The following is an 18,057-nucleotide window of genomic DNA, read 5'->3' as shown; positions in this document are numbered from 1 at the left end:
CGCGGCCGCGAGACGCGACAGGACCGCCGCGGCCGGCAGCACGCGGGCTACCGTGACCGGATGCAGCCGAAGTGGGAGTCGACGACCATCGAGCGCGCCTTCGACGAGGGGTGGTCGGACGAGCCGATGGGGACGAAGGAGAAGTTCTGGCTCGTCGCCGACGGCGATCTGTGGCTCTTCAAGTTCGCCCGCCAGCGAGGAGACGAGACCCGCGGTGAGGACTGGGCGGAGTGGGTGTCGTTCCATCTCGCGCGGATGCTCGACGTCCCGTGCGCGGAGGTCCGACCTGCGACGGTGGGCGGTCGGCGCGGAATCATGTCGAGGAACGTCATCGAGCGCGAGCAGATCCAGAGCCTCGAGATCGGGAACAGCCTGCTGCGCCACTCCGATCGCCACTACGACCACGCTCGGAGGCGGCCCAACGACCGCTACACCGTCGATGCGGTGAGACGTGCTCTCGACGGCGTCGACGCTCCTGCAGGCTTCGACGCCGTCGCCGGACTGAGCGGTTTCGACGTGTGGGCGGGCTACCTGCTGTTCGATGCCTGGGTAGCTGGACGGGATCGACACGACGAGAACTGGGCCGTCATCGCCGGACGCGGTCATCGGACCCTCTCGCCCTCGTTCGATCACGGCAACGCCCTCGGGTTCCAGGAGACCGAGGAGAAGCGCGCCGCCTGCATCGCCGATGAGGCTCTCTTCGACCGGTGGGTGCGGAGAGGAAGGAGTCACCATTTCGCCGGAAGACCGCTGCTGGTCGACCTCGCAGCGGAGGCCCTCGCGGCGGCCTCTCCGGAGGCGCAGGCGTTCTGGCCTGCTCGGCTCCGAGCGGTCGATCCCTCTGCGGTCCGCGAGGTCCTCGCGGCGGTTCCTCCGACCCTGATGTCGGAGACGTGCGCTAGTTTCACGGAAGGACTGCTGGCAGCGACACGGAGGAGGATCCTCGATGACTCTCCTCGTTGATCGACCGGCGCCGCGTCCGACCCCTGGTGTCCGCGAGCTGCTGCTCGTCTGGCAGAACCCTCGTACTCGCCGGTTCCTCCGCGCGGCGGTGCTGTCCGTCGGGGTCGACGGCTTCCTCTTCCGGTACGAGCCGGCGGCTGTCGCCGACGAGGACTTCTTCCCGCTCGCGGAGTTCCCCCGTGTGGACGCGGAGTACCGGAGCTCGTCCCTTCCGCCGTTCTTCGCCAACAGGGTGATGTCGTCCGAGCGCGGCTCGTACGAGGAGTACCTGGGGTGGCTCGGTCTCGAGGCGGCGTCCCCCGACCTCCCCGTCGAGATCATGGTCCGGACCGGCGCGGCGCGAGCGACCGACACCTTCCATGTCGTGGAGAAGCCTCTCCGCACCGCGCAGACCCTCATCAGTCGTTTCTTCGTGGCGGGAGTCCGCCATCGGGCCGAGCTCCCGCTTCCGGTGCTGCCTCTCGAGCAGGGCGACGGGCTGGTCCTCGTGCCCGACGCCTCGAACCTCCGCAACCCGGAGGCCTACGAGGTGGCCTCGGTGTCCGGCGAGCGGATCGGATGGGTGCCGGACTGGCTGTGCGGTGAGGTCGCCGCGCTCATGGCGTCCGGATGGGAGGTCGAGGCGGTCGCCGAGAAGGTGAACCCCGAGGCCCCGTCCCACGTCCAGGTGCTCTGCCGGATCACCGCGACCCTGCGTCACTGAACCCGCTCCCGCTCAGCTCGCGGCGGCCGCCGCGCGGGGGCTCTCGGCGCTCGCCTCGCGGTCGAAGCGCTCGCGGCTGAAGACCTGGTCGGCGGTCGTCAGGGCGAGGCCGATCACGCCGGCCAGCTCGCCCAGGTCCGATGTGTGGATGGTCAGGTGCCGCGTGGCGAGCGGGTGGGTGCGCAGGTAGACGCGCTCGCGCAGGCCCGACATCAGCACCTCGCCGCAGTCGCCGAGCTGGCCCGAGATCACGATGGTCCGCGGGTTGAGGATGTTGACGAGGTCGGCGACCGCCTCGCCGAGGACGCGGCCGGCCTGGCGCACCGCCTGGGTGGCGCGCATGTCGCCGCGGAGCACGCGGGCCGTGACGTCGGCGACGTGCTTGATCGAGGGGTCGTCGGCCGAGAGGTCGCGGACGAGGGCCCAGCCGCTCGCATACGCCTCCACGCAGCCGGCGTTGCCGCAGCGGCAGGGCAGCGGATCCGCGTCGACCGTGCCCGTGACCGCGCGGGTGTGGCCGATGTCGCCGGCCGCGCCGACGGCTCCGCGGATCGTCGCTCCGTTGAAGACGAGGCCCGAGCCGATGCCGGTGCCGAGCTTCAGGCTGATCAGGTTGTCGGAGCCGTGGTGGCGCGACTCGGCGAGGGCGCGGGCGTTCGCGTCGTTCTCGATGACGACCTGCACGCCCTCGTACGGCTCGGCGAAGTAGCCGGCGATGTCGAAGTCGTCCCAGCCGGTCATGATCGGCGGGTTGCGCACGCGCCCGGCGGCGAACTCGACCGGCCCCGGGACTCCGACGCCGATGCCGGCGACCGCGTCGCCCTGCTGCAGCCGCTCGAACGCGGCGATCACCAGCGAGAGCACGGCGTCCGGTCCCTCCCAGACGTCGACGACGCCGCTCTCGTGCCGGAGGGGGGTGCCGCGCAGGTCGCAGGCGGCGGCGACGAATCCGCTCGCCCCGATGTCGGCGGTGAGGAACACGGTGCCGACCAGGTTCATCGCGAACATGCTCGAGGGGCGCCCGCCGGTCGACTCGCCGCCGGTGGTGGGGGCGATCAGGCCGAGCTCCACGAGGGTCGCGAGGCGCTGGTTGACGGTGGAGCGGGAGAGCCCCGTCTGCTCCATCACCGCGTTGCGCGAGATCTCGCCCTGCTCGCGGAACAGCGCGAGGACGTCGGCCACGTGCGAACCGGCCTCGCCGGTGGAGTACCCCGTCATCGCTCCCCCTCTTGTCACGGTCAGCGTACATGCCTGCCGACGGGAAACCTGAAGTTCCCCGACTTTCGTATTGCGGTAACGCGAAAGCCCCGGTAGTTTTCACACACCGGCACGCAGTGGTGCCACTGATCCTCAAGGATGACGATGAACCGCACAGCACGCCGCCTCCTCCCGGTTCTCGCACCGGTCGGCGCCCTCGCACTCCTCCTCACCGGCTGCGCCTCGGGTGGCGACACGGCCGCCGGCGGCTCCGGATCGACCAAGGTCGCCGCGGTCATCAAGGGCCTCGACAACCCCTTCTTCCAGGCGATGGAGAACGGCATCGAGGACACCGCGAAGGACGACTCCGTGGACGTCTCGGTGCAGGCCGCCGCCGACATCGGCGACACCACCGGCCAGGCCGACAAGCTCACCACCGTCGCCGGCCAGGACTTCGGCTGCCTCATCGTCAACCCGATCAGCGGCACGAACCTGGTGCAGGCCCTCGCCTCCGCCACCGGCAAGACGATCGTCAACATCGACAGCCCGCTCGACCCCGACGCGGTCGAGGCCGCGAACCTCGACGTCACCACCTACATCGGCACCGACAACGAGGCCGCCGGCGGCAAGGCCGGCGACTTCCTCCTGCAGCAGCTGCCCGCCGGCTCCGAGGTCGCCGTCATCGGCGGAGTCTCGGGAGACGTCACCAGCGCCGCCCGCGTCGACGGCTTCACCGCCGCGATCGGCTCCGACCTCACCGTCGTCCAGGAGGCCGCGGCCGACTGGAAGCGCGAGGTCGCGCTGACCAAGGCGACCGACATCCTCGCCGCGAACCCCGACGTGAAGGCGTTCTTCGCCGCGAACGACGACATGGGCCTCGGCATCGTCAAGGCCGTCGAGAACGCGGGCCTCACCGGCTCCGTCCAGGTGGTCAGCGTCGACGGCAACGAGGACGCGCTGCAGTCCGTGAAGGACGGCGGCCTCACCGCCACCGTCGCCCAGTACCCCTACGCGATCGGCCAGCTCGGCGTGCAGGCGTGCGAGGCCGTCGGCGCCGGCGAGGAGATCCCCGCCGAGATCGAGTCGCCCACCGCACTCGTGACCTCCGAGACCGCGGAGCAGGCCCTCGGCGCCTTCCCCCAGCCGTTCGAGGAGTTCGACAACCCGCTCGCCGCGCTCGTCCCCAGCAAGTAGGACCTCCCGCCCATGGCAACCCAGGAAGCGACCATGACCTCAGTCACCGCCCGACCCCCGGCCAGCGCCTCCCCGCTGCTGGCGAACCTCCGTCAGCTCAGCTTCTGGGCTGAGAACGCCGCACCGATCGGGCTCGTCGCCCTGGTGATCGTGTTCTCGATCGCGACGCCGACGTTCCTCAGCCTCGGCAACATCAAGGCGATGCTCGTCGCCGCCGCGATCCTGGTCATCCTCTCGATCGGCCAGTCCTTCGTCATCACCACCGGCGGCATCGACCTCTCGATCTCGGCGACGATGACCGTCGGAGCGGTCGGCTTCGGCATCGGCTGGAGCGCCGGCTGGGGCTTCTGGCTCTCGGCGCTCGCGGCCCTGCTCTTCGCGGGGCTGATCGGAGTGATCAACGGCTTCCTGATCGCGAAGGGCAAGGTCACCGACTTCATCGCGACACTGGGCACGCTCTCGGTGGCGACCGGCCTCGCGCTGATCGTCTCCGACGGCAAGCCGATCACGGTCGGCAGCCCCGAGCTGCTCCGCCTCACCACCGGCTCGATCGGGATCATCGGCTACCCGATCATCCTGGCCGCGGTCATCGGAGTCGTCGCCTGGGTCGTCATGTTCCGAACCCGCTTCGGCCTGCACGTGCAGGCGGTCGGCGGCAACGAGGAGAGCGCGGTCGCCAACGGCATCAAGGCCGGACGCGTGCGCATCGCGGTGTACATCATCGCCGCCGTCCTCGCCGGAGTCGGCTCGCTCCTCCTCGTCGCCCGCGTCGGCGCCGCGGAGCCGGCCATCAACACGCAGTACCTGCTCAACTCCATCGCGGCCGTCGTGCTCGGCGGAGTGAGCCTCACCGGCGGCAAGGCCAAGATCGTCGGCCCGATCATCGGAGCGTTCCTCCTGACCGCGCTGACCAACGGCCTGACCCTGCTCGGCGTCTCGCAGTTCTACCAGCCCCTCGCCGTCGGCCTGGTGGTCGTGCTCGCCGCCCTCATCACCCGCTACCAGAAGAAGTGAGCCCAGCCATGACCAGCGACATCCTGCTCGAAGCGCGGGACATCAAGAAGTCCTTCGGCGGCGTCCACGCTCTCAAGGGAGCGTCGATGTCGATGCGCCGCGGCGAGATCACCGCCCTGATCGGCGACAACGGCGCGGGCAAGTCCACCCTCGTCCGCTGCCTCTCCGGAGTGCACCCCGCCGACTCCGGCACCATCACCCTGGACGGCGACGTGGTGCACTTCACCACTCCGCTCGGCGCCCGGGACGGCGGCATCGAGACGGTGCACCAGACCCTCGCCCTGGTCGAGGACCTGACCGTGTGGCAGAACTTCTTCCTCGGCCGGGAGCTCACCAAGGGCGTGCCCGGGGTGCGGTTCCTCGACCGCACGCAGATGAAGAAGACGGCCCAGGAGCTGCTCGGCGACCTCGCCGTGAACGTCCCGCCGGTCACCAGCAAGGTCCGCCGCCTCTCGGGCGGCCAGCGCCAGGCGGTCGCGATCGCCCGGGCCGCGGGCTGGGGCAGCAAGATCGTGATCATGGACGAGCCGACCGCGGCGCTCGGTGTCCAGGAGACGGCGCGCGTCGAGAAGATCATCCTCAAGCTGCGCGACGCCGGAGTGGCCGTACTGCTGATCAGCCACAACTTCGACCAGGTGATGCGTCTGAGCGACCAGGTGTGGGTGATGCGCGCGGGCCTCGCCGTCGCCGGCCGCCGCACCGCCGAGACCAGCGGCGACGAGCTCGTCTCGCTGATCACGGGCGCGAAGGCCGCCTGATGCACCCCGAGTTCCTGCACCGCGGGAGCACGGAGCGCTCGTCGCCGATCGGGGTCCACGCGGGCCTGCTCGTCGGCGACTGGACGCCGGAGTCGGGGCGCCGCGCGATCGGCGCCGCCGCCTCGATCGGCTTCGACCTGATCGAGATCCCGGCGCCCGACGACCCCGACGCCTCCGCGTGGACCGCCGATCTGCTCGACGAGCACAGGATCGACGCGGTCGTCTCGCTCGCGCTGGACGCCGACTCCGACATCACCGACCAGGCCACGGCCGGCCGCGGCGAGGAACGGCTGCTGGCGGCCGTGCGGTTCGCCGAGGCGATCGGCGCGCGGTACGTCGGCGGAGTCACCTACTCGGCCATGCGCAAGTACGAGCACGCGGCCGACGCGGCTGCCCGCTCGCGCTCGCTCGACGTGCTGCGGAGGGTCGCCGCGGCCGCCGCTCCCGCCGACGTCGTCGTCGGAGCGGAGTACGTGAACCGCTACGAGAGCAACCTGCTGAACACGGCCGCCCAGACCGCCGCGTTCCTCCGCGAGCTCGACGCGCCGAACGTGCTCCTGCACCTCGACACCTTCCACGCCCACCTCGAGGAGGTCGACCTCGCGAGCGCCGTCCGCGACGCCGGCGACCTGCTCGGCTACCTCCACGCCTCCGAGAACCACCGCGGAGAGCTGGGCACCGGGAGCACCGACTGGACCGGGCTCGCGGCGGCGCTCGCCGACTCCGGCTACCGCGGTCCGCTCACCCTCGAGAGCTTCTCGCCCGCCGTCCAGCCCCCGGCCTCGGCCGAGGGCATGGGTCTCTGGCGCGAGCTCTGGCACGACCCCGTCGCCCTCGCGACCTCCGGCCACGCATTCCTCGCGGACCTGCTCGACACCGACCCCGCGGCCCGACGCCGCCCCTGAACCTCTCGAACCAAGGAGCACCACCATGACCACGAACCCTCTCGGAGTGCACGCCCTCGTCTTCGCCGGCGGCACCACCCCCGACGAAGTGACCGCGACGATCGAGCAGACCAAGGCGGCCGGATTCGACCTGCTGGAGCTCTCGCTGCACGACGTGCAGAACCTCGACACCGCCTCCGCCCGCGCCGCACTCGAGGCGAACGACCTCGGCATCGTCTGCTCGCGCGGCCTCGCCTTCTCGGCCGACGTCTCCAGCGACGACCCGGAGGTGGTGGCCCGCGGCGCGAAGCTGCTCGCCGACTCCCTCGAGACCACCCACGCGCTCGGCGGCACCCACTTCACCGGCGCCCTCTACAGCGCGCTCGGCAAGTACAGCGCGCCCCTCTCGGCCGCCGGCCGCGCGAACGTCGTCTCGGTGCTGACCGACCTCGCCGCCGAGGCTGCGACGAAGGGCATGACCCTCGGCCTCGAGATCTGCAACCGCTACGAGACCAATGTCATCAACACCGCCGCGGACGCCCTGCGCCTCGCCGACGACATCGGCGCCGACAACGTCCTGATCCACCTGGACACGTACCACATGAACATCGAGGAGGACGACTTCTTCCGCCCGGTGCTGCTGGTCGGGGATCGTCTCGGGTATGTCCACATCGGCGAGAACCACCGCGGCTACCTCGGCAGCGGCCACCTCGACTTCACGACGTTCTTCCACGCCCTCGCCGCGATCGACTACCGCGGACCCATCACCTTCGAGTCGTTCTCGTCGGCCGTCGTCTCGCCGACCCTCTCGAACGACCTGGCCGTGTGGCGGAACCTCTGGAACGACGGCCCCGCGCTCGCCCGCCACGCCCACGGCTTCCTGGTGAACGCGCTGGAGAGCAGCCGTGGCGAGGCCTGAGACCGAGGTCGCGCCCGACGCGGTGCGGCCCGGCCTCGACGAGCTGGCCGGGCGCGCGCTCGCGCTGACCTCGCCGGGCCGCCGCGCGATCGTCGCGATCGCCGGCAGCCCCGGGGCCGGCAAGACCACGCTCGCCCGGGCCGTGGTCGCCCGCGCGAACGAGCTCGCGGGGGAGGGGACCGCCGCCTTCGTGCCGATGGACGGCTTCCACCTCGCCAACGCCACGCTCGACGAGCTCGGCCGCCACGACCGCAAGGGCGCCCTCGACACGTTCGACGGCTGGGGCTTCCTCGCCCTGGTGCGGAGGCTGCGCGCCGAGACCGACCACGTCGTCTACGCGCCCACCTTCGAGCGCACCGTCGACGAGGGAGTGGCCGGCGCGCTGGCGGTGCACCCCTCCGCGTCGCTCGTCGTGCTGGAGGGCAACTACCTCCTCGTCGACGAGGGCCCGTGGGCGCTGCTGCGCGCCGAGTTCGACGAGGCCTGGTTCTGCGCGACTCCCGAGACCGAGCGCTTCGAGCGCCTGGTCGACCGCCACGTCTCCTTCGGCCGCGCCCCCGAGGCGGCCTCCGCCTGGGCCTCCGAGGTCGACGGGCGGAACGCGCTGCTGATCGAGGCCACTCGCGACCGCGCCGACCTGATCGTATCGGGGACGGCGGCGGGGGTGGTCTGATGCCGGACGGGCCGAGGGGCTGTCCGCTTCGGGGCGCGACGTGGGCTCTCGGGCGTGTCCGGCCGGTCGGCCGGTCGGACGACGGAGGACCCGTCGCCCGGCGGATGCGGTCTCGAGGGGTCGGTGTCAGGCTCGAGGGATGGACGACTCGACACGGAACTCCTTGGAACAGCCCGCTCCCACCACCCCGCCGGCCGCTGCGCCCCCCGGAGCCGGGCAGCCGCCCCTCCCCGTCGCTCTCCTCCTCCTGCTGCGGCGGAGCGACGGGCGGCCCGCGGCTTCGTCGGGCGCTCTCGACACCGTCCTGGCCGCCTCCGTCCTCGCGGAGCTCTCCCTCCAGCGGCGCGTCGAGGTGGACGCCGGAGTCGTCGCCCTCGGGCCGGAGCGGTCCGCGCTCGGGGACGCCGTGCTCGACGGGGCCCTCGGGTGGATCGAAGCGGAGCGAGCACCGCGCAGCGTCTCCTGGTGGATCGCCCGCCTCACGCGGAGGGAGCTGCATGCCGCCCTCCTCGAGCGGGTCGCCGCCGTGGAGCCGGCGGAGGACGAGCGGCTGCGGATCCGGGTCGCCGAGGTCCTCGCGGCTCGGACGGCGCCCCTTCCGTCGGACGCGGCGCTCATCGGCCTGCTCGACGCGGCCGGAGCGCTCTCGCCGAGGCCCGGCATCCCGGACCGGCAGGCGATCCGGTCGCTCGCGGCGCAGCACTGGGCAGGGCCGGCGGCCGCCGCCGTCCTCGCGGGAACCGCCGCGAGCGTCACGGGAGCCGCGGTGATCGCGGCGACGACGACGGTCACGATCACCGGCATGTGATCCGACGCGTGCGGCTCGCTGAAGCCGCGCGCCCCTACTCCGCCGGGTAGTCGGGCGCGACGAAGACGCAGAACGGGTGGCCCGCCGGATCGGCGAGGACGTGGAGCGCCTCCTCCGGGTCGTCGCTCCTGTCCTCGATCAGCTCGGCGCCGAGGGCGAGCGCCCGAGTCTTCTGCCGGTCGAGCTCGTCGGCGTCCGCGACCATGAAGTCGAGGTGCAGCTGCTGCGGGACGGGCCCCTCCGGCCAGGTCGCGCGCGGCAGGGCGGCCACCCGCTGGAACGTGAGCTTCGCGCCGTCGGCGGTGACGATCGCGACCCACTCCGCCTCGTCGTCCGAGCCGTCCGCGGGCGGCTCGTCGCCGGGGCGGTACTCGCCGCCGAGCAGGGCGAGGTAGAAGGCGGAGAGGGCGCGAGCGTCCTCCGTGTCGAGGACGACCTGGCGCAGGCGCATGCGGGCAGGGTACCGCCGGACGGCACCGGAGAGGGATGACGTGCTGTGCGGGACGGCTGCGGCGGGCCGGGCGTCGTGGGTCGCGGCCCGACGTCGGCGGAGAAGGGGGTCCCTGCCCCGACACGGCAGGCAGGCCCCTCTCGGCCGAGGTCGTGCAGCTCTCCGACCGCGCCGCCCTGCCACTCCGCGCCCGCTTCCTCAACCCCTCCCGGCTCCCGGCCTCGCGCCAGGGCCCGGCGCGTACTGTGGCGGCTGACTCACGACGGCTACGAGGGAGACACCATGACGGAGCAGATCGGAATCCCCGAGGCCGCGGCACTGGGGAGCGAGCGGCGGAGCATCGCGATCCTCGGAGCGGGCGGCGACCTCACCGAGCGGCTGCTGCTGCCGGGCCTGGGCCGGGTGGCCGAGCTCGCGCGCGACCTCGAGCTCACGCTGATCGGCGCGGCGCGCACGCCCCAGACCGACGAGGAGTGGCAGAGCCTCGTCCGCCGCAGCCTCGAGGCGGCCGGAGTCGCCGCGCACACGGTCGAGGCCCTCGCGTCGCGCGCGCGCTTCGTCGCCACCGACGCCTCCGACCCGGAGCAGCTGAAGGCCCTCCTCGACGCCTGCCCGTCGACTCCGGTGCTCTACGTCGCCCTGCCGCCGGCGATGGGGCACAAGGTCGCCGCCTCGCTCGCCGAGCTCGACCTGCCCGAGGAGCTGGTCGTCGCCATCGAGAAGCCGTTCGGCGAGGACCTCGACGACGCGATCGCCCTCAACGCGGCGTTCGCGAAAGTCCTCCCCGAGAGCCGCCTCTGGCGCATCGACCACTTCCTCGGCAACGCGACCGTGCTGGGGATGCTGGGCCTGCGCTTCGGCAACAGCCTGCTCGAGGCGAGCTGGAGCGCCGAGTGGATCGAGAAGGTCGAGATCGTCTACGACGAGACGCTCGGCATCGAGGGCCGCGCGGCCTTCTACGAGAAGACCGGCGCGCTGCGCGACATGCTGCAGAGCCACCTCCTGATGGTGCTCGCGCTGACCACGATGGAGCGCCCCGACGAGGTCGCGCCCGACGAGGTCCACGCGCGCATGGCCGAGGTGCTCGGCGCCGTGCGGCTCTGGCGCGACGACCCCTCCTCCGCCCGCCGCGCCCGCTACACCGAGGGCCGCGTCGACGGCCGCTTCTTCCCCTCCTACATCGACGAGCCCGACGTCGACCCCGAGACCGGCACCGAGACCCTCGCGCAGCTGCTGCTCCAGGTCGACACTCCGCGCTGGGCGGGCGTCCCCTTCGTCCTCCGCTCCGGCAAGGCGATCGGCGACCCGCGCCGCGAGGTGGCGATCCACTTCCGCGCCGCCACGCCCCCGCGCGGCCTGCAGGCGGCCGAGGGCGACGCCGGGACGGTCCTCCGGATCGGCCTCAAGGGCGGCGACGTCAGCCTCGACCTGGTCGTGAACAGCGCCGACGAGCTGACCGATCTCGAGCGCACCACCCTGACGGCGCAGCCCGGCGCGGCCACGCTCGACCCCTACGCGCAGGTCCTCGCCGGGATCCTGCAGGGCGACACCCTGCTCTCGGTCCCGGGCGACGTGGCCGAGCAGTGCTGGCGCATCATCACTCCGGTGCTCTCCGCCTGGGCCGCGGGCGACGCTCCGCTGGACGAGTACGAGGCGGGGAGCGCGGGGCCCGAGGGCTGGTGAGCGCGCGGTGAGGCGGGCGGGCTGAGGCGTCGGCGCGTGGCGTGATGCGGGGTCGGGTCCGCCGACGCCGGTCGCGTCACCTCCCGCCCGGCTCCGCTGCTAGCCGTCCCGCTGGTCGACCCGTCCCGCCGGTCGACCCTCCTGCCGGTCGACCTTGCCGCCCATTGACCCTCCCGCTCGTTGACCCTCCCGCCGGGGGAGACGGGATGCTGGAGGCATGGTGGGCATCGGGGAGTACGCAGGCATCACGGGTCTGAGCGTGAAGGCGCTCCGGCACTACGACGAGAAGGGCGTGCTGGTCCCGGCGGAGGTCGACGAGCGGTCGTCGTACCGCCGGTACGCCGACGCCCAGGTCCGGGCCGGAGTCGTGATCAGCGCCCTCCGGAGCGCGGGGGTGCCGCTGCCCGAGGTCGCGGCGGCGACTCGAGCCGGCACCGCGGCGGCGACTCGAGCCGGCACCGCGGCGGAGGCGCTGCTGGCGCACAGGGAGCGCGTGCTCGCGGAGCGGGAGCAGGAGGACCGGGCGTTCGAGGCCGCCGAGGTGACGCTGCGGGCGCTCGCCGTGCCGGTCGAGGTCGCCGAGCGGACGATGCCGGCGCAGCCCTACGTCGGCCAGGTCCTCACGATCGCGCTGGACGAGGCCGACGGGCCGGGCGACGACGAGGCGAACGAGATCCTCGGTGTGCTCGCCATTCGAGTGCACGCGGCAGTGCTCGGGCCGACGGGACGTTTCTGGACGGCGCTCCGGGCGGGCGAGCCGGGTTCGGCGGAGCTCGTCTGCTGCTGGCCGACGTCGGCGGAGGCGGAGGGCGACCTCGCCGATCTCGCCGCGATCCTCCCGGCGCGCACCGAGCTGGTCGCCACCTGGCGCCCCCGCGACGGGGAGGAACTGCCCGAGGGGACCCTGCATCCGGCGATCGTCGCGCTCTTCGACGCCGCCGGAGACCGCGGTCTGCGGCTCGACGGGGTCGAGGTGCGGCAGACGGTGCTGGGGGAGGGGCCGGAGGACGTGGCGGTCGAGGTGTCGCTGACCGTCGCGGGGTGAGCGGAGGGCGGGGCGTGCCTCAGGTGGGCCGGGTGCCAGCGCTCGAGGACCGGCTCGGCAGGACCGGCTCCTCAGGACCGAGCGGAGGCAGGTGTGGCGCCGTCCGGCCGATCCCGCGCCACTTCGTGCCGCGGTCCGGGCCGTCTCCGTAGGCTCCGACGCATGACGAGCGGAGTCGAGGCCGGAGTCCATCGCGGTGACGAGCGGACGGTCCTCGACCGCCCGTGGTTCGCGGTCGCGGCCTCCCTGGTCTTCGCCTTCGGCTGGCTGGTGATCCCCGGCGTCGGCTGGCTGATCGGCGCCGTCGCCGTTCTCTGCAGTTCGGCGTGGACGCGGTCCGAGAAGGGATCGGCGCTGGCGATCCCGCTGGTCGCGGCCGCTCTGGTCGGCAGCGGGGTCGGGCTCTTCTACGGTCTGCACGGCGCGCCGAGCTCCAGCCTGACGACGTGGACGGCGTTGGGTGCCGGGATGCTGGCGGGAGGCGCGGCGACTGCGCTTCTGGGGGTCCGACTGTGCGCTCGGGCACTCCGCCGGCCGGAGGAGTCCGCTGGGGGCTCGCTCTCGGCAGCTGCCCCGGCCTCGGGCGCGCACGACGTCAGCTGAGAGGAGGGGCGTGGGCTCCTGAGGGAGGCCGCCCTGTCTCAGCGGAGGTTGTGCGGCCGCTCGCCGGCCCCGCTCGCGTCGTAGCGGAGCCGCACCAGCTCAGAGCCCGGCAGAACCGTCGCGTCGAGGAGGCGCAGCCCGTGCTGCGGCGCCCCGGAGTAGAGCGGCGTCCCGCCGCCCGCGAGTCCTGCGCCGACGAGGACGATCAGCTCGTCCACCAGGCCCTGCTCGAGGAGCGGGTTCCAGGTGGTGCCGCTGCCGAACATCAGCAGGTCGCCCTGGTCGCCCTGCTTGAGCAGCTCGATCTCGGCCGGACCCTGCTTCCGCGGCACGATCCGGGTGGTGGCGGCCCACGGCGCCTCCGGATCGGGAGCCAGGGAGTCGCTGATCACCAGCGCGTCGAGCGACGTGACCAGCCGCGCGGTCTCGTGCTCCCGCTCGCCCGCCGTCCCGTCCGCGGCGACGGCGCTCCAGCTGTCCCAGTTGTCGCGGAACCAGCGGCCGCCGTAGACGAGTGTGCCCGCGCGGCGCAGCAGCTCGAGGTTGCGGTCGTTGAACGCGTCCTCGAACGGCAGCGCCGAGAGGTCGTGCCCGGGCCCCTCGAAGCGGCCGTCGAGCGAGGTGAGGACGGAGACGACGAGCCTGCTCATGCGGGGGATGCTACTCAGGCGGGGGTGCCGGGTGAAGGGGCGCGGAGGGCCGCGAGCCGGAGGAAGAGCGGCGGGGGCGACTCATCCGGCAGGGGTGTCCGAGAAGCGTCGGCAGCGGTGTTCCCGATCACCTTTCGATACGCGGCTGGATAGTGTCGAGCCGGGAAAAGGCGTCTACGGGGAACAGGTACAGGTGATGGTCGAGCGACCGGAGTTGGACAGGGCGAAGGAGAGAGTCGCGCGAGCTGCCGGCGATCTGAGCAAGCGTGCGCGGAGCGCTACGACGCAGGTGATGGAGCAGGCCGGCGATCTCCGCGAAGCAGCCGCCGAGAAGTTCGGCCCGAGGAGCCTCCAGTCGTACGAGGAGGTCACGGCCGAATACAACCGCGCCTTCACGGCGATGAGCGACGACGGGCTCTCCCTCCTCCGGCAACGCGAGCGCTCCACCGACCTGATCGCTCTCGTCGAGCTCGTGGTGAACAGCATCGCCAACACGCCCAAGTCCTTCAGCAGGGACTTCGAGCAGATCGAGCTCGACAGAGCCCGGTTCCTGGACGCCGAGGAGATCGCCCGCGCGGATCTCGTCGCTGCACGGAAGTCCGCGGCGGGAGCGGGCGCCGGTGTCACCGCCGGCGCGGCGATCGCGAGCGTCGCGCCGACCGCCGCCATGTGGGTCGCCACCACGTTCGGCACCGCGTCGACCGGGACCGCGATCTCGACCCTGTCCGGTGCCGCTGCGAGCCAGGCCGCCCTGGCATGGCTCGGCGGCGGGGCCGTCGCTGCCGGTGGCGGAGGGACCGTCGCGGGAGGAGCGCTGCTCGCGCTGGCCGGCCCGGTCGGCTGGAGCCTCGCAGGCGCCGCCGTCCTCACCTCGGTCGTCCTGTTCACGAAGAAGAAGTTCGAGAACCGCGAGACGAAGCACGAGATGCTCACCGCCGTGATGCGGAACATCGCGCAGGTGCAGGCGATGGACGCGCAGATCGACGACCTCCTCCAGCGCACCGCCTCTACTCGAGAGCTGCTTCTGAAGGTCTACGGCGAGGCGCTGCCGCTCTTCGGGGCGGACTTCGCGACCCTGGCTCCCGCTCAGCAGTCGCAGCTCGGCGCGCTGGTGAACATCGCGAAAGCGAGTGCGGCACTGCTGAGCGCCCGTGTGGAGCAGGCCGCCGACGATGCCTGATCTCGCCGACGTCGCCCGAAGCACTCACGAGCAGGCCGTCGCCGCCTGGGTGGGCTACCTGAACCAGGTCCGCGTCGATCGACTCATGGGCGCCCTGAGCAGGCAGGACCAGAACCTCTCGACGGCTCTCGACCATCTGGATACGGCCCTCCTGCACATAGGCGACGTGGTCTCGTCGAACCGCGGTGGAGTGAAGGGCGCGCACGGATTCATCGCCGAGGTCGCCGAGGTCGGCATCGGCAACGCCCGCGCCGCTGTGCTCGGGGAGACCGGCGGCAACTCCTGGGTGAACGACAACGGCCCTGTCGATCTCATGCGGAACGGCCTGCTGATCCAGCAGAAGTTCTCCACCGCCGGCGGGCGGTTCGGCCTCGGCGCGATCACGGAGCACCTCGAGAGGTACCCGGACTTCGTGAGGAACGGCGGCAGGTACCAGATCCCGAGCGACCACTTCGAGGCCATCCAGAAGCTGCACGCGATGTCCGCCGAGGATGCAGCGAAGCTCCTCTCCCGCAGCGGGGACGGCCCGTCCCTCCGCGACTGGAACCGTGTGGAGGCCTTCTTCTCGAGCGAGACGATCGACATCGCGGCACTCGAGCCCTCCCGGCTGGAGTACCGGGACGTGCAGCTCGGTGCGTACGCCGACACGTTCGCGGCGGAGGAGGGAAGGATCACGGCGACCGACGAGGCCGCCCGCACGGCTGCCGTTCGGGAGAACCGGGCGACGGTGCGCCAGGGCGCTCAGGCCACCGTCGTCGCCGCCGGGATCGAGGGTGGGACCGCATTCGTCTCCGCGGTCCTCGCCAAGCGCCGCGAAGGCACGAAGCTCAAGGAGTTCTCGGCCGACGACTGGAAGGACATCGCGAACGCCTCCGGTCTCGGCGCGGTGAAGGGCGGTGTCCGCGGTCTCACGATCTACTCACTCACCAATCTCACTGCGACGTCGGCCGCCACGGCGAACACGGTCACGACCGCCGCGCTGGGGATCGCGGGCCAGGCGAGCAGGCTGCGAGCGGGCGACATCTCCGAGATCGAGTTCATCGAGAACTCCGAGATCCTCTGCCTCCAGGCCGGCATCAGCGCGCTGTCCTCGGTCGTCGGGCAGGTGCTCATCCCGGTCCCCGTCCTCGGCGCCGTCATCGGCAACACCGTCGGCTCCGTCATGTTCAGCGTCGCGTCGTCCTCGCTCTCCGCCCGGGAAGAAGCGCTCATCGCCGGATATCTCGAGGATCAGCGCTCACTCGATCAACAGCTGGCCGCCGACTACGCCGATCTCCTGGCGAAGCTCGAGACGAGCATGCTGCACTTCATCGACATCCTCGACCGGGCGTTCTCTCCCGACATCGAGGTCGCGCTTCTCGGGGCGATCGACCTCGCGGCCCGAGTCGGGGTGCCCTCGGAGGAGATCCTGGACACCGACGAGAAGGTGAACGCGTACTTCCTCGACTAGGTGCCTGCGGGGCGGGGCCGGACGTCGTTCGTGGCGGGGGCGTTGTGCCGGCCTGGCCCCACGTGTTCCGGATGGTGCTGCCGGCACGCCCGCCCCGCACCCCTCCTCACATCGCTGCTCCCAGCGCCTCCCGCAGCGTCGCCCGCGCCCGCGCGTGCCGGCTCCGCACCGTCGCGGCGCGGAGGGACAGGATCTCGGCCGCCTCGGCGAGGGAGAAGCCGTCCCAGTAGACGAGGGTGATGATCTCCTGGTCGACGGGCTTCAGCTGCGCGATCGCGGCGCGGACGTCCTCGGCCGCGTCGTCGGCCGGCGCGGGCGGAGTGATGCGGAGCTCCTCCGCCAGCCGCTCGACGAGCGCGCTCCTCCGGGTCGCGGTGCGGCGCTGGCCCGAGAGCACCCGCCGTGCGACGCCGAACGCCCACATCCGCGCGCGCGTCTCGTCCTCGGGGATCGACCGCTCCTTCCGCCACAGGATCAGGAGGGTGTCGCTGAGGAGGTCCGCGGCGTCCTCGGGGCTCGCCGTCCGCCGTGCGAAGTAGCGGAGCAGGTCCGGCGCCTCCCGCTCGACCAGGGCCGTGATCTCGGCCTCCCGGTCGCGCGCGGGGGAGCGGACGACGCTGCGCGCGATGGACGGCGCCGCCTCGCCGGCGCTCATCACAGCTCTCCCGTGCAGTCGGTGCTGCCGCCCAGGCCGCCGTCGCCCTCGACGATCACGCCCTCGGGGATCGTGTCGAGGATGTGGTCGTCCGCCGCGGTGATCCAGGCGCGCCAGCGGATCGTCTCCTCCGAGAGGCCGGGGCCGTCGCTGTTCATGTCCGAGGCCAGCCAGGCGGGGTCGGTCGTGTAGGCGAGCGCGTCGTCGTGGATCCGCTGGCCGATGCCGTTCCAGTCCTGCGCGCGCAGGTAGTCGGTCGCGGAGGTGGTGACCTCGCGGTAGTCGATCTCTCCGTTGAAGTAGTCGATCGAGCACGACACCGCCGCGCCGGAGTCGGTGGTGTAGCTGATCGGGATCGTGAAGTCGGGGACCGAGCGAACGTCGGTGCCGGCGCTGGTCGCCAGCACGAGACCCGGGACGAGGAGGACGGGAGCCGCCAGCCACCACGCCCTCGACCGCGCGGGACGGCGGGGCGCGCGTTCGCGGGTCTCGGCGATCACGCTGTGCAGGGCGGTGCGGACGCCGGGCGCCCGGTCGTCGGTCGCGGGGTCGCTGCGGGAGAGGAGGTCGTCGAGTGTGCGTCGCGTCATCGGGTCCATCCTTCGTCGGTCGGGTGTGTACCGAGTACGTGGCCGGGTGGGGCCCGAGCGTTGCACGGGACCTGACGGGAGGAGTGAGCCGAGCCGGTCGCGCGCGCTCACTTCTTAGAACTCCTTCGCGAGGACCCGTCAAAAGGCGCCATATTCGGCTTCACCCCGGTCCTTTTCTCATCGGTTATGGCCCCGACAAGGGGGGCTCACTTCTCTATGGCGAGAGGGAGGCCGACCTATACGTTCATCTTCGGAAGCCCGCGGGGAATGCGTGCTCCCCTCCGGAGTCTGGGGCCTCCGCACTCGCTGCGACATCCGTGTCGTTCGTCGTGTCGACGTTTCGCTCATCTCCACGATCGACAACACGACTGAGAAGCAGAACCATGGCTTTCACGACCCGGCGGCGCCGCCACTCACGGCACCGATCGCCGTCGCGCCTCGGAATGCGGGCCGTCGTCTTCGCGACGATCGGCGCTCTCCTCGTCGGCTCGTGGGGGCTCGGCGACGTCTCCGCCTCGTCTCCCGCTCAGGCCGCGAACCAGGCGGATCCGGTCGCCGGCGACGCCCCCGCCCTTCTCCCGACGCCGGCGACCGGATCCGCCTGGTTCGCGGCCTGAGCGGGAGACGAGGCGGAGAC

The 18,057-nt window shown here is 72.0% G+C and carries 20 protein-coding genes; 15 read left to right on the top strand and 5 right to left on the bottom strand.

Annotated features, from left to right (window positions below; genetic code table 11):
• Positions 1 to 60 precede the first annotated feature (60 nt).
• Both C5C35_RS03320 and C5C35_RS03315 read left to right on the top strand, forming a co-directional pair.
• Positions 61 to 963, top strand: coding sequence for a hypothetical protein (locus C5C35_RS03320; protein ID WP_104262563.1), 903 nt, complete (start codon positions 61 to 63; stop codon positions 961 to 963).
• Complete coding sequence (locus C5C35_RS03315; protein WP_146079454.1) at positions 947 to 1,666, top strand: HIRAN domain-containing protein; 720 nt, start codon at positions 947 to 949, stop codon at positions 1,664 to 1,666. The genes C5C35_RS03320 and C5C35_RS03315 overlap by 17 nt, the downstream gene beginning before the upstream one ends.
• A 12-nt stretch (positions 1,667 to 1,678) precedes the next feature.
• Here the strand turns inward: C5C35_RS03315 and C5C35_RS03310 are convergent, their stop codons facing one another.
• Positions 1,679 to 2,884, bottom strand: coding sequence for an ROK family transcriptional regulator (locus C5C35_RS03310; RefSeq protein WP_104262562.1), 1,206 nt, complete (start codon positions 2,882 to 2,884; stop codon positions 1,679 to 1,681).
• Positions 2,885 to 3,028: 144 nt separating this feature from the next.
• Here C5C35_RS03310 and C5C35_RS03305 point away from each other — a divergent pair, with 144 nt between their 5' ends.
• The 7 genes from C5C35_RS03305 (at position 3,029) to C5C35_RS03275 (ending at position 9,113) form a co-directional block, all read left to right on the top strand.
• Positions 3,029 to 4,057 (top strand): substrate-binding domain-containing protein, encoded by a 1,029-nt coding sequence (locus tag C5C35_RS03305; protein ID WP_104222713.1) that lies wholly within the window; start codon positions 3,029 to 3,031, stop codon positions 4,055 to 4,057.
• 33 nt (positions 4,058 to 4,090) lie between these two features.
• The gene (locus C5C35_RS03300) at positions 4,091 to 5,071 is read left to right on the top strand and encodes an ABC transporter permease (RefSeq protein WP_104222714.1); all 981 of its coding nucleotides are present in this window, start codon (positions 4,091 to 4,093) and stop codon (positions 5,069 to 5,071) included.
• Positions 5,072 to 5,079: 8 nt separating this feature from the next.
• Positions 5,080 to 5,829 (top strand): ATP-binding cassette domain-containing protein, encoded by a 750-nt coding sequence (locus tag C5C35_RS03295; protein ID WP_104222715.1) that lies wholly within the window; start codon positions 5,080 to 5,082, stop codon positions 5,827 to 5,829.
• Positions 5,829 to 6,734: a sugar phosphate isomerase/epimerase gene (locus C5C35_RS03290; RefSeq protein ID WP_104262561.1), complete on the top strand. Its 906-nt coding sequence runs from the start codon at positions 5,829 to 5,831 to the stop codon at positions 6,732 to 6,734. Before C5C35_RS03295 ends, C5C35_RS03290 begins: the two co-directional genes overlap by 1 nt.
• Before the next feature lie 25 nt (positions 6,735 to 6,759).
• Entirely contained in the window at positions 6,760 to 7,632 is an 873-nt protein-coding gene (locus C5C35_RS03285; protein ID WP_104222717.1) for a sugar phosphate isomerase/epimerase, read from the top strand.
• Positions 7,619 to 8,305: a nucleoside/nucleotide kinase family protein gene (locus C5C35_RS03280; protein WP_208543338.1), complete on the top strand. Its 687-nt coding sequence runs from the start codon at positions 7,619 to 7,621 to the stop codon at positions 8,303 to 8,305. The genes C5C35_RS03285 and C5C35_RS03280 overlap by 14 nt, the downstream gene beginning before the upstream one ends.
• Positions 8,306 to 8,444: 139 nt before the next feature.
• Positions 8,445 to 9,113 (top strand): GPP34 family phosphoprotein, encoded by a 669-nt coding sequence (locus C5C35_RS03275; protein WP_104262560.1) that lies wholly within the window; start codon positions 8,445 to 8,447, stop codon positions 9,111 to 9,113.
• Positions 9,114 to 9,147: 34 nt separating this feature from the next.
• Here C5C35_RS03275 and C5C35_RS03270 read toward each other — a convergent pair whose 3' ends face one another.
• Complete coding sequence (locus tag C5C35_RS03270) at positions 9,148 to 9,564, bottom strand: VOC family protein (protein WP_104262559.1); 417 nt, start codon at positions 9,562 to 9,564, stop codon at positions 9,148 to 9,150.
• Between the two features lie 282 nt (positions 9,565 to 9,846).
• On the opposite strand from C5C35_RS03270, the gene C5C35_RS03265 reads away from it, so the two are divergent.
• From C5C35_RS03265 to C5C35_RS03255, 3 genes are all read left to right on the top strand, one after another.
• Positions 9,847 to 11,247 carry a glucose-6-phosphate dehydrogenase gene (locus tag C5C35_RS03265; RefSeq protein ID WP_104262558.1) on the top strand — a complete coding sequence of 467 codons (1,401 nt, stop codon included), beginning with the start codon at positions 9,847 to 9,849 and terminating at the stop codon, positions 11,245 to 11,247.
• A 217-nt stretch (positions 11,248 to 11,464) separates the two neighbouring features.
• Positions 11,465 to 12,292 (top strand): MerR family transcriptional regulator, encoded by an 828-nt coding sequence (locus C5C35_RS03260; protein WP_104262557.1) that lies wholly within the window; start codon positions 11,465 to 11,467, stop codon positions 12,290 to 12,292.
• A gap of 162 nt (positions 12,293 to 12,454) precedes the next feature.
• Positions 12,455 to 12,895, top strand: coding sequence for a hypothetical protein (locus C5C35_RS03255; protein WP_104247046.1), 441 nt, complete (start codon positions 12,455 to 12,457; stop codon positions 12,893 to 12,895).
• 38 nt (positions 12,896 to 12,933) lie between these two features.
• Here the strand turns inward: C5C35_RS03255 and C5C35_RS03250 are convergent, their stop codons facing one another.
• Complete coding sequence (locus tag C5C35_RS03250) at positions 12,934 to 13,545, bottom strand: dihydrofolate reductase family protein (RefSeq protein ID WP_104262556.1); 612 nt, start codon at positions 13,543 to 13,545, stop codon at positions 12,934 to 12,936.
• A gap of 292 nt (positions 13,546 to 13,837) precedes the next feature.
• Here C5C35_RS03250 and C5C35_RS03245 point away from each other — a divergent pair, with 292 nt between their 5' ends.
• Positions 13,838 to 14,725 (top strand): hypothetical protein, encoded by an 888-nt coding sequence (locus C5C35_RS03245; protein ID WP_219812167.1) that lies wholly within the window; start codon positions 13,838 to 13,840, stop codon positions 14,723 to 14,725.
• Positions 14,718 to 16,175 carry a hypothetical protein gene (locus C5C35_RS03240; RefSeq protein ID WP_104262554.1) on the top strand — a complete coding sequence of 486 codons (1,458 nt, stop codon included), beginning with the start codon at positions 14,718 to 14,720 and terminating at the stop codon, positions 16,173 to 16,175. Before C5C35_RS03245 ends, C5C35_RS03240 begins: the two co-directional genes overlap by 8 nt.
• A 106-nt stretch (positions 16,176 to 16,281) precedes the next feature.
• Here C5C35_RS03240 and C5C35_RS03235 read toward each other — a convergent pair whose 3' ends face one another.
• Together C5C35_RS03235 and C5C35_RS03230 are read right to left on the bottom strand one after the other, a co-directional pair.
• On the bottom strand, positions 16,282 to 16,830 hold the full coding sequence (locus tag C5C35_RS03235; RefSeq protein ID WP_104262553.1) for an RNA polymerase sigma factor: 549 nt from the start codon (positions 16,828 to 16,830) through the stop codon (positions 16,282 to 16,284).
• A complete protein-coding gene (locus C5C35_RS03230) occupies positions 16,830 to 17,420 on the bottom strand; it encodes a hypothetical protein (protein WP_104262552.1) in 591 nt (196 codons plus the stop codon). The genes C5C35_RS03235 and C5C35_RS03230 overlap by 1 nt, the downstream gene beginning before the upstream one ends.
• Before the next feature lie 383 nt (positions 17,421 to 17,803).
• On the opposite strand from C5C35_RS03230, the gene C5C35_RS16675 reads away from it, so the two are divergent.
• Positions 17,804 to 18,037 (top strand): hypothetical protein, encoded by a 234-nt coding sequence (locus C5C35_RS16675; protein WP_146084560.1) that lies wholly within the window; start codon positions 17,804 to 17,806, stop codon positions 18,035 to 18,037.
• The last annotated feature ends 20 nt before the right edge of the window (positions 18,038 to 18,057 follow it).

The sequence above is a fragment of the Rathayibacter sp. AY1F8 genome (assembly GCF_002932165.1).
Classification (GTDB): Bacteria; Actinomycetota; Actinomycetes; order Actinomycetales; family Microbacteriaceae; genus Rathayibacter.
Note: the sequence above shows the minus strand (reverse complement) of the source record. Positions and strands in the feature narration are given on the sequence as shown.

Excerpts from the sequence above, each read along its gene's own strand:
- C5C35_RS03260 (WP_104262557.1), top strand. The coding sequence starts at position 11,465 with ATGGTGGGCATCGGGGAGTACGCAGGCATCACGGGTCTGAGCGTGAAG.
- C5C35_RS03255 (WP_104247046.1), top strand. The coding sequence starts at position 12,455 with ATGACGAGCGGAGTCGAGGCCGGAGTCCATCGCGGTGACGAGCGGACG.
- C5C35_RS03265 (WP_104262558.1), top strand. The coding sequence starts at position 9,847 with ATGACGGAGCAGATCGGAATCCCCGAGGCCGCGGCACTGGGGAGCGAG.
- C5C35_RS03285 (WP_104222717.1), top strand. The coding sequence starts at position 6,760 with ATGACCACGAACCCTCTCGGAGTGCACGCCCTCGTCTTCGCCGGCGGC.
- C5C35_RS03275 (WP_104262560.1), top strand. The coding sequence starts at position 8,445 with ATGGACGACTCGACACGGAACTCCTTGGAACAGCCCGCTCCCACCACC.
- C5C35_RS03295 (WP_104222715.1), top strand. The coding sequence starts at position 5,080 with ATGACCAGCGACATCCTGCTCGAAGCGCGGGACATCAAGAAGTCCTTC.
- C5C35_RS03235 (WP_104262553.1), bottom strand. The coding sequence starts at position 16,830 with ATGAGCGCCGGCGAGGCGGCGCCGTCCATCGCGCGCAGCGTCGTCCGC.
- C5C35_RS03230 (WP_104262552.1), bottom strand. The coding sequence starts at position 17,420 with ATGACGCGACGCACACTCGACGACCTCCTCTCCCGCAGCGACCCCGCG.
- C5C35_RS03290 (WP_104262561.1), top strand. The coding sequence starts at position 5,829 with ATGCACCCCGAGTTCCTGCACCGCGGGAGCACGGAGCGCTCGTCGCCG.
- C5C35_RS03250 (WP_104262556.1), bottom strand. The coding sequence starts at position 13,545 with ATGAGCAGGCTCGTCGTCTCCGTCCTCACCTCGCTCGACGGCCGCTTC.
- C5C35_RS03240 (WP_104262554.1), top strand. The coding sequence starts at position 14,718 with ATGCCTGATCTCGCCGACGTCGCCCGAAGCACTCACGAGCAGGCCGTC.
- C5C35_RS03320 (WP_104262563.1), top strand. The coding sequence starts at position 61 with ATGCAGCCGAAGTGGGAGTCGACGACCATCGAGCGCGCCTTCGACGAG.
- C5C35_RS03300 (WP_104222714.1), top strand. The coding sequence starts at position 4,091 with ATGACCTCAGTCACCGCCCGACCCCCGGCCAGCGCCTCCCCGCTGCTG.
- C5C35_RS03305 (WP_104222713.1), top strand. The coding sequence starts at position 3,029 with ATGAACCGCACAGCACGCCGCCTCCTCCCGGTTCTCGCACCGGTCGGC.
- C5C35_RS03315 (WP_146079454.1), top strand. The coding sequence starts at position 947 with ATGACTCTCCTCGTTGATCGACCGGCGCCGCGTCCGACCCCTGGTGTC.
- C5C35_RS03310 (WP_104262562.1), bottom strand. The coding sequence starts at position 2,884 with ATGACGGGGTACTCCACCGGCGAGGCCGGTTCGCACGTGGCCGACGTC.
- C5C35_RS03245 (WP_219812167.1), top strand. The coding sequence starts at position 13,838 with ATGGAGCAGGCCGGCGATCTCCGCGAAGCAGCCGCCGAGAAGTTCGGC.
- C5C35_RS16675 (WP_146084560.1), top strand. The coding sequence starts at position 17,804 with ATGGCTTTCACGACCCGGCGGCGCCGCCACTCACGGCACCGATCGCCG.
- C5C35_RS03270 (WP_104262559.1), bottom strand. The coding sequence starts at position 9,564 with ATGCGCCTGCGCCAGGTCGTCCTCGACACGGAGGACGCTCGCGCCCTC.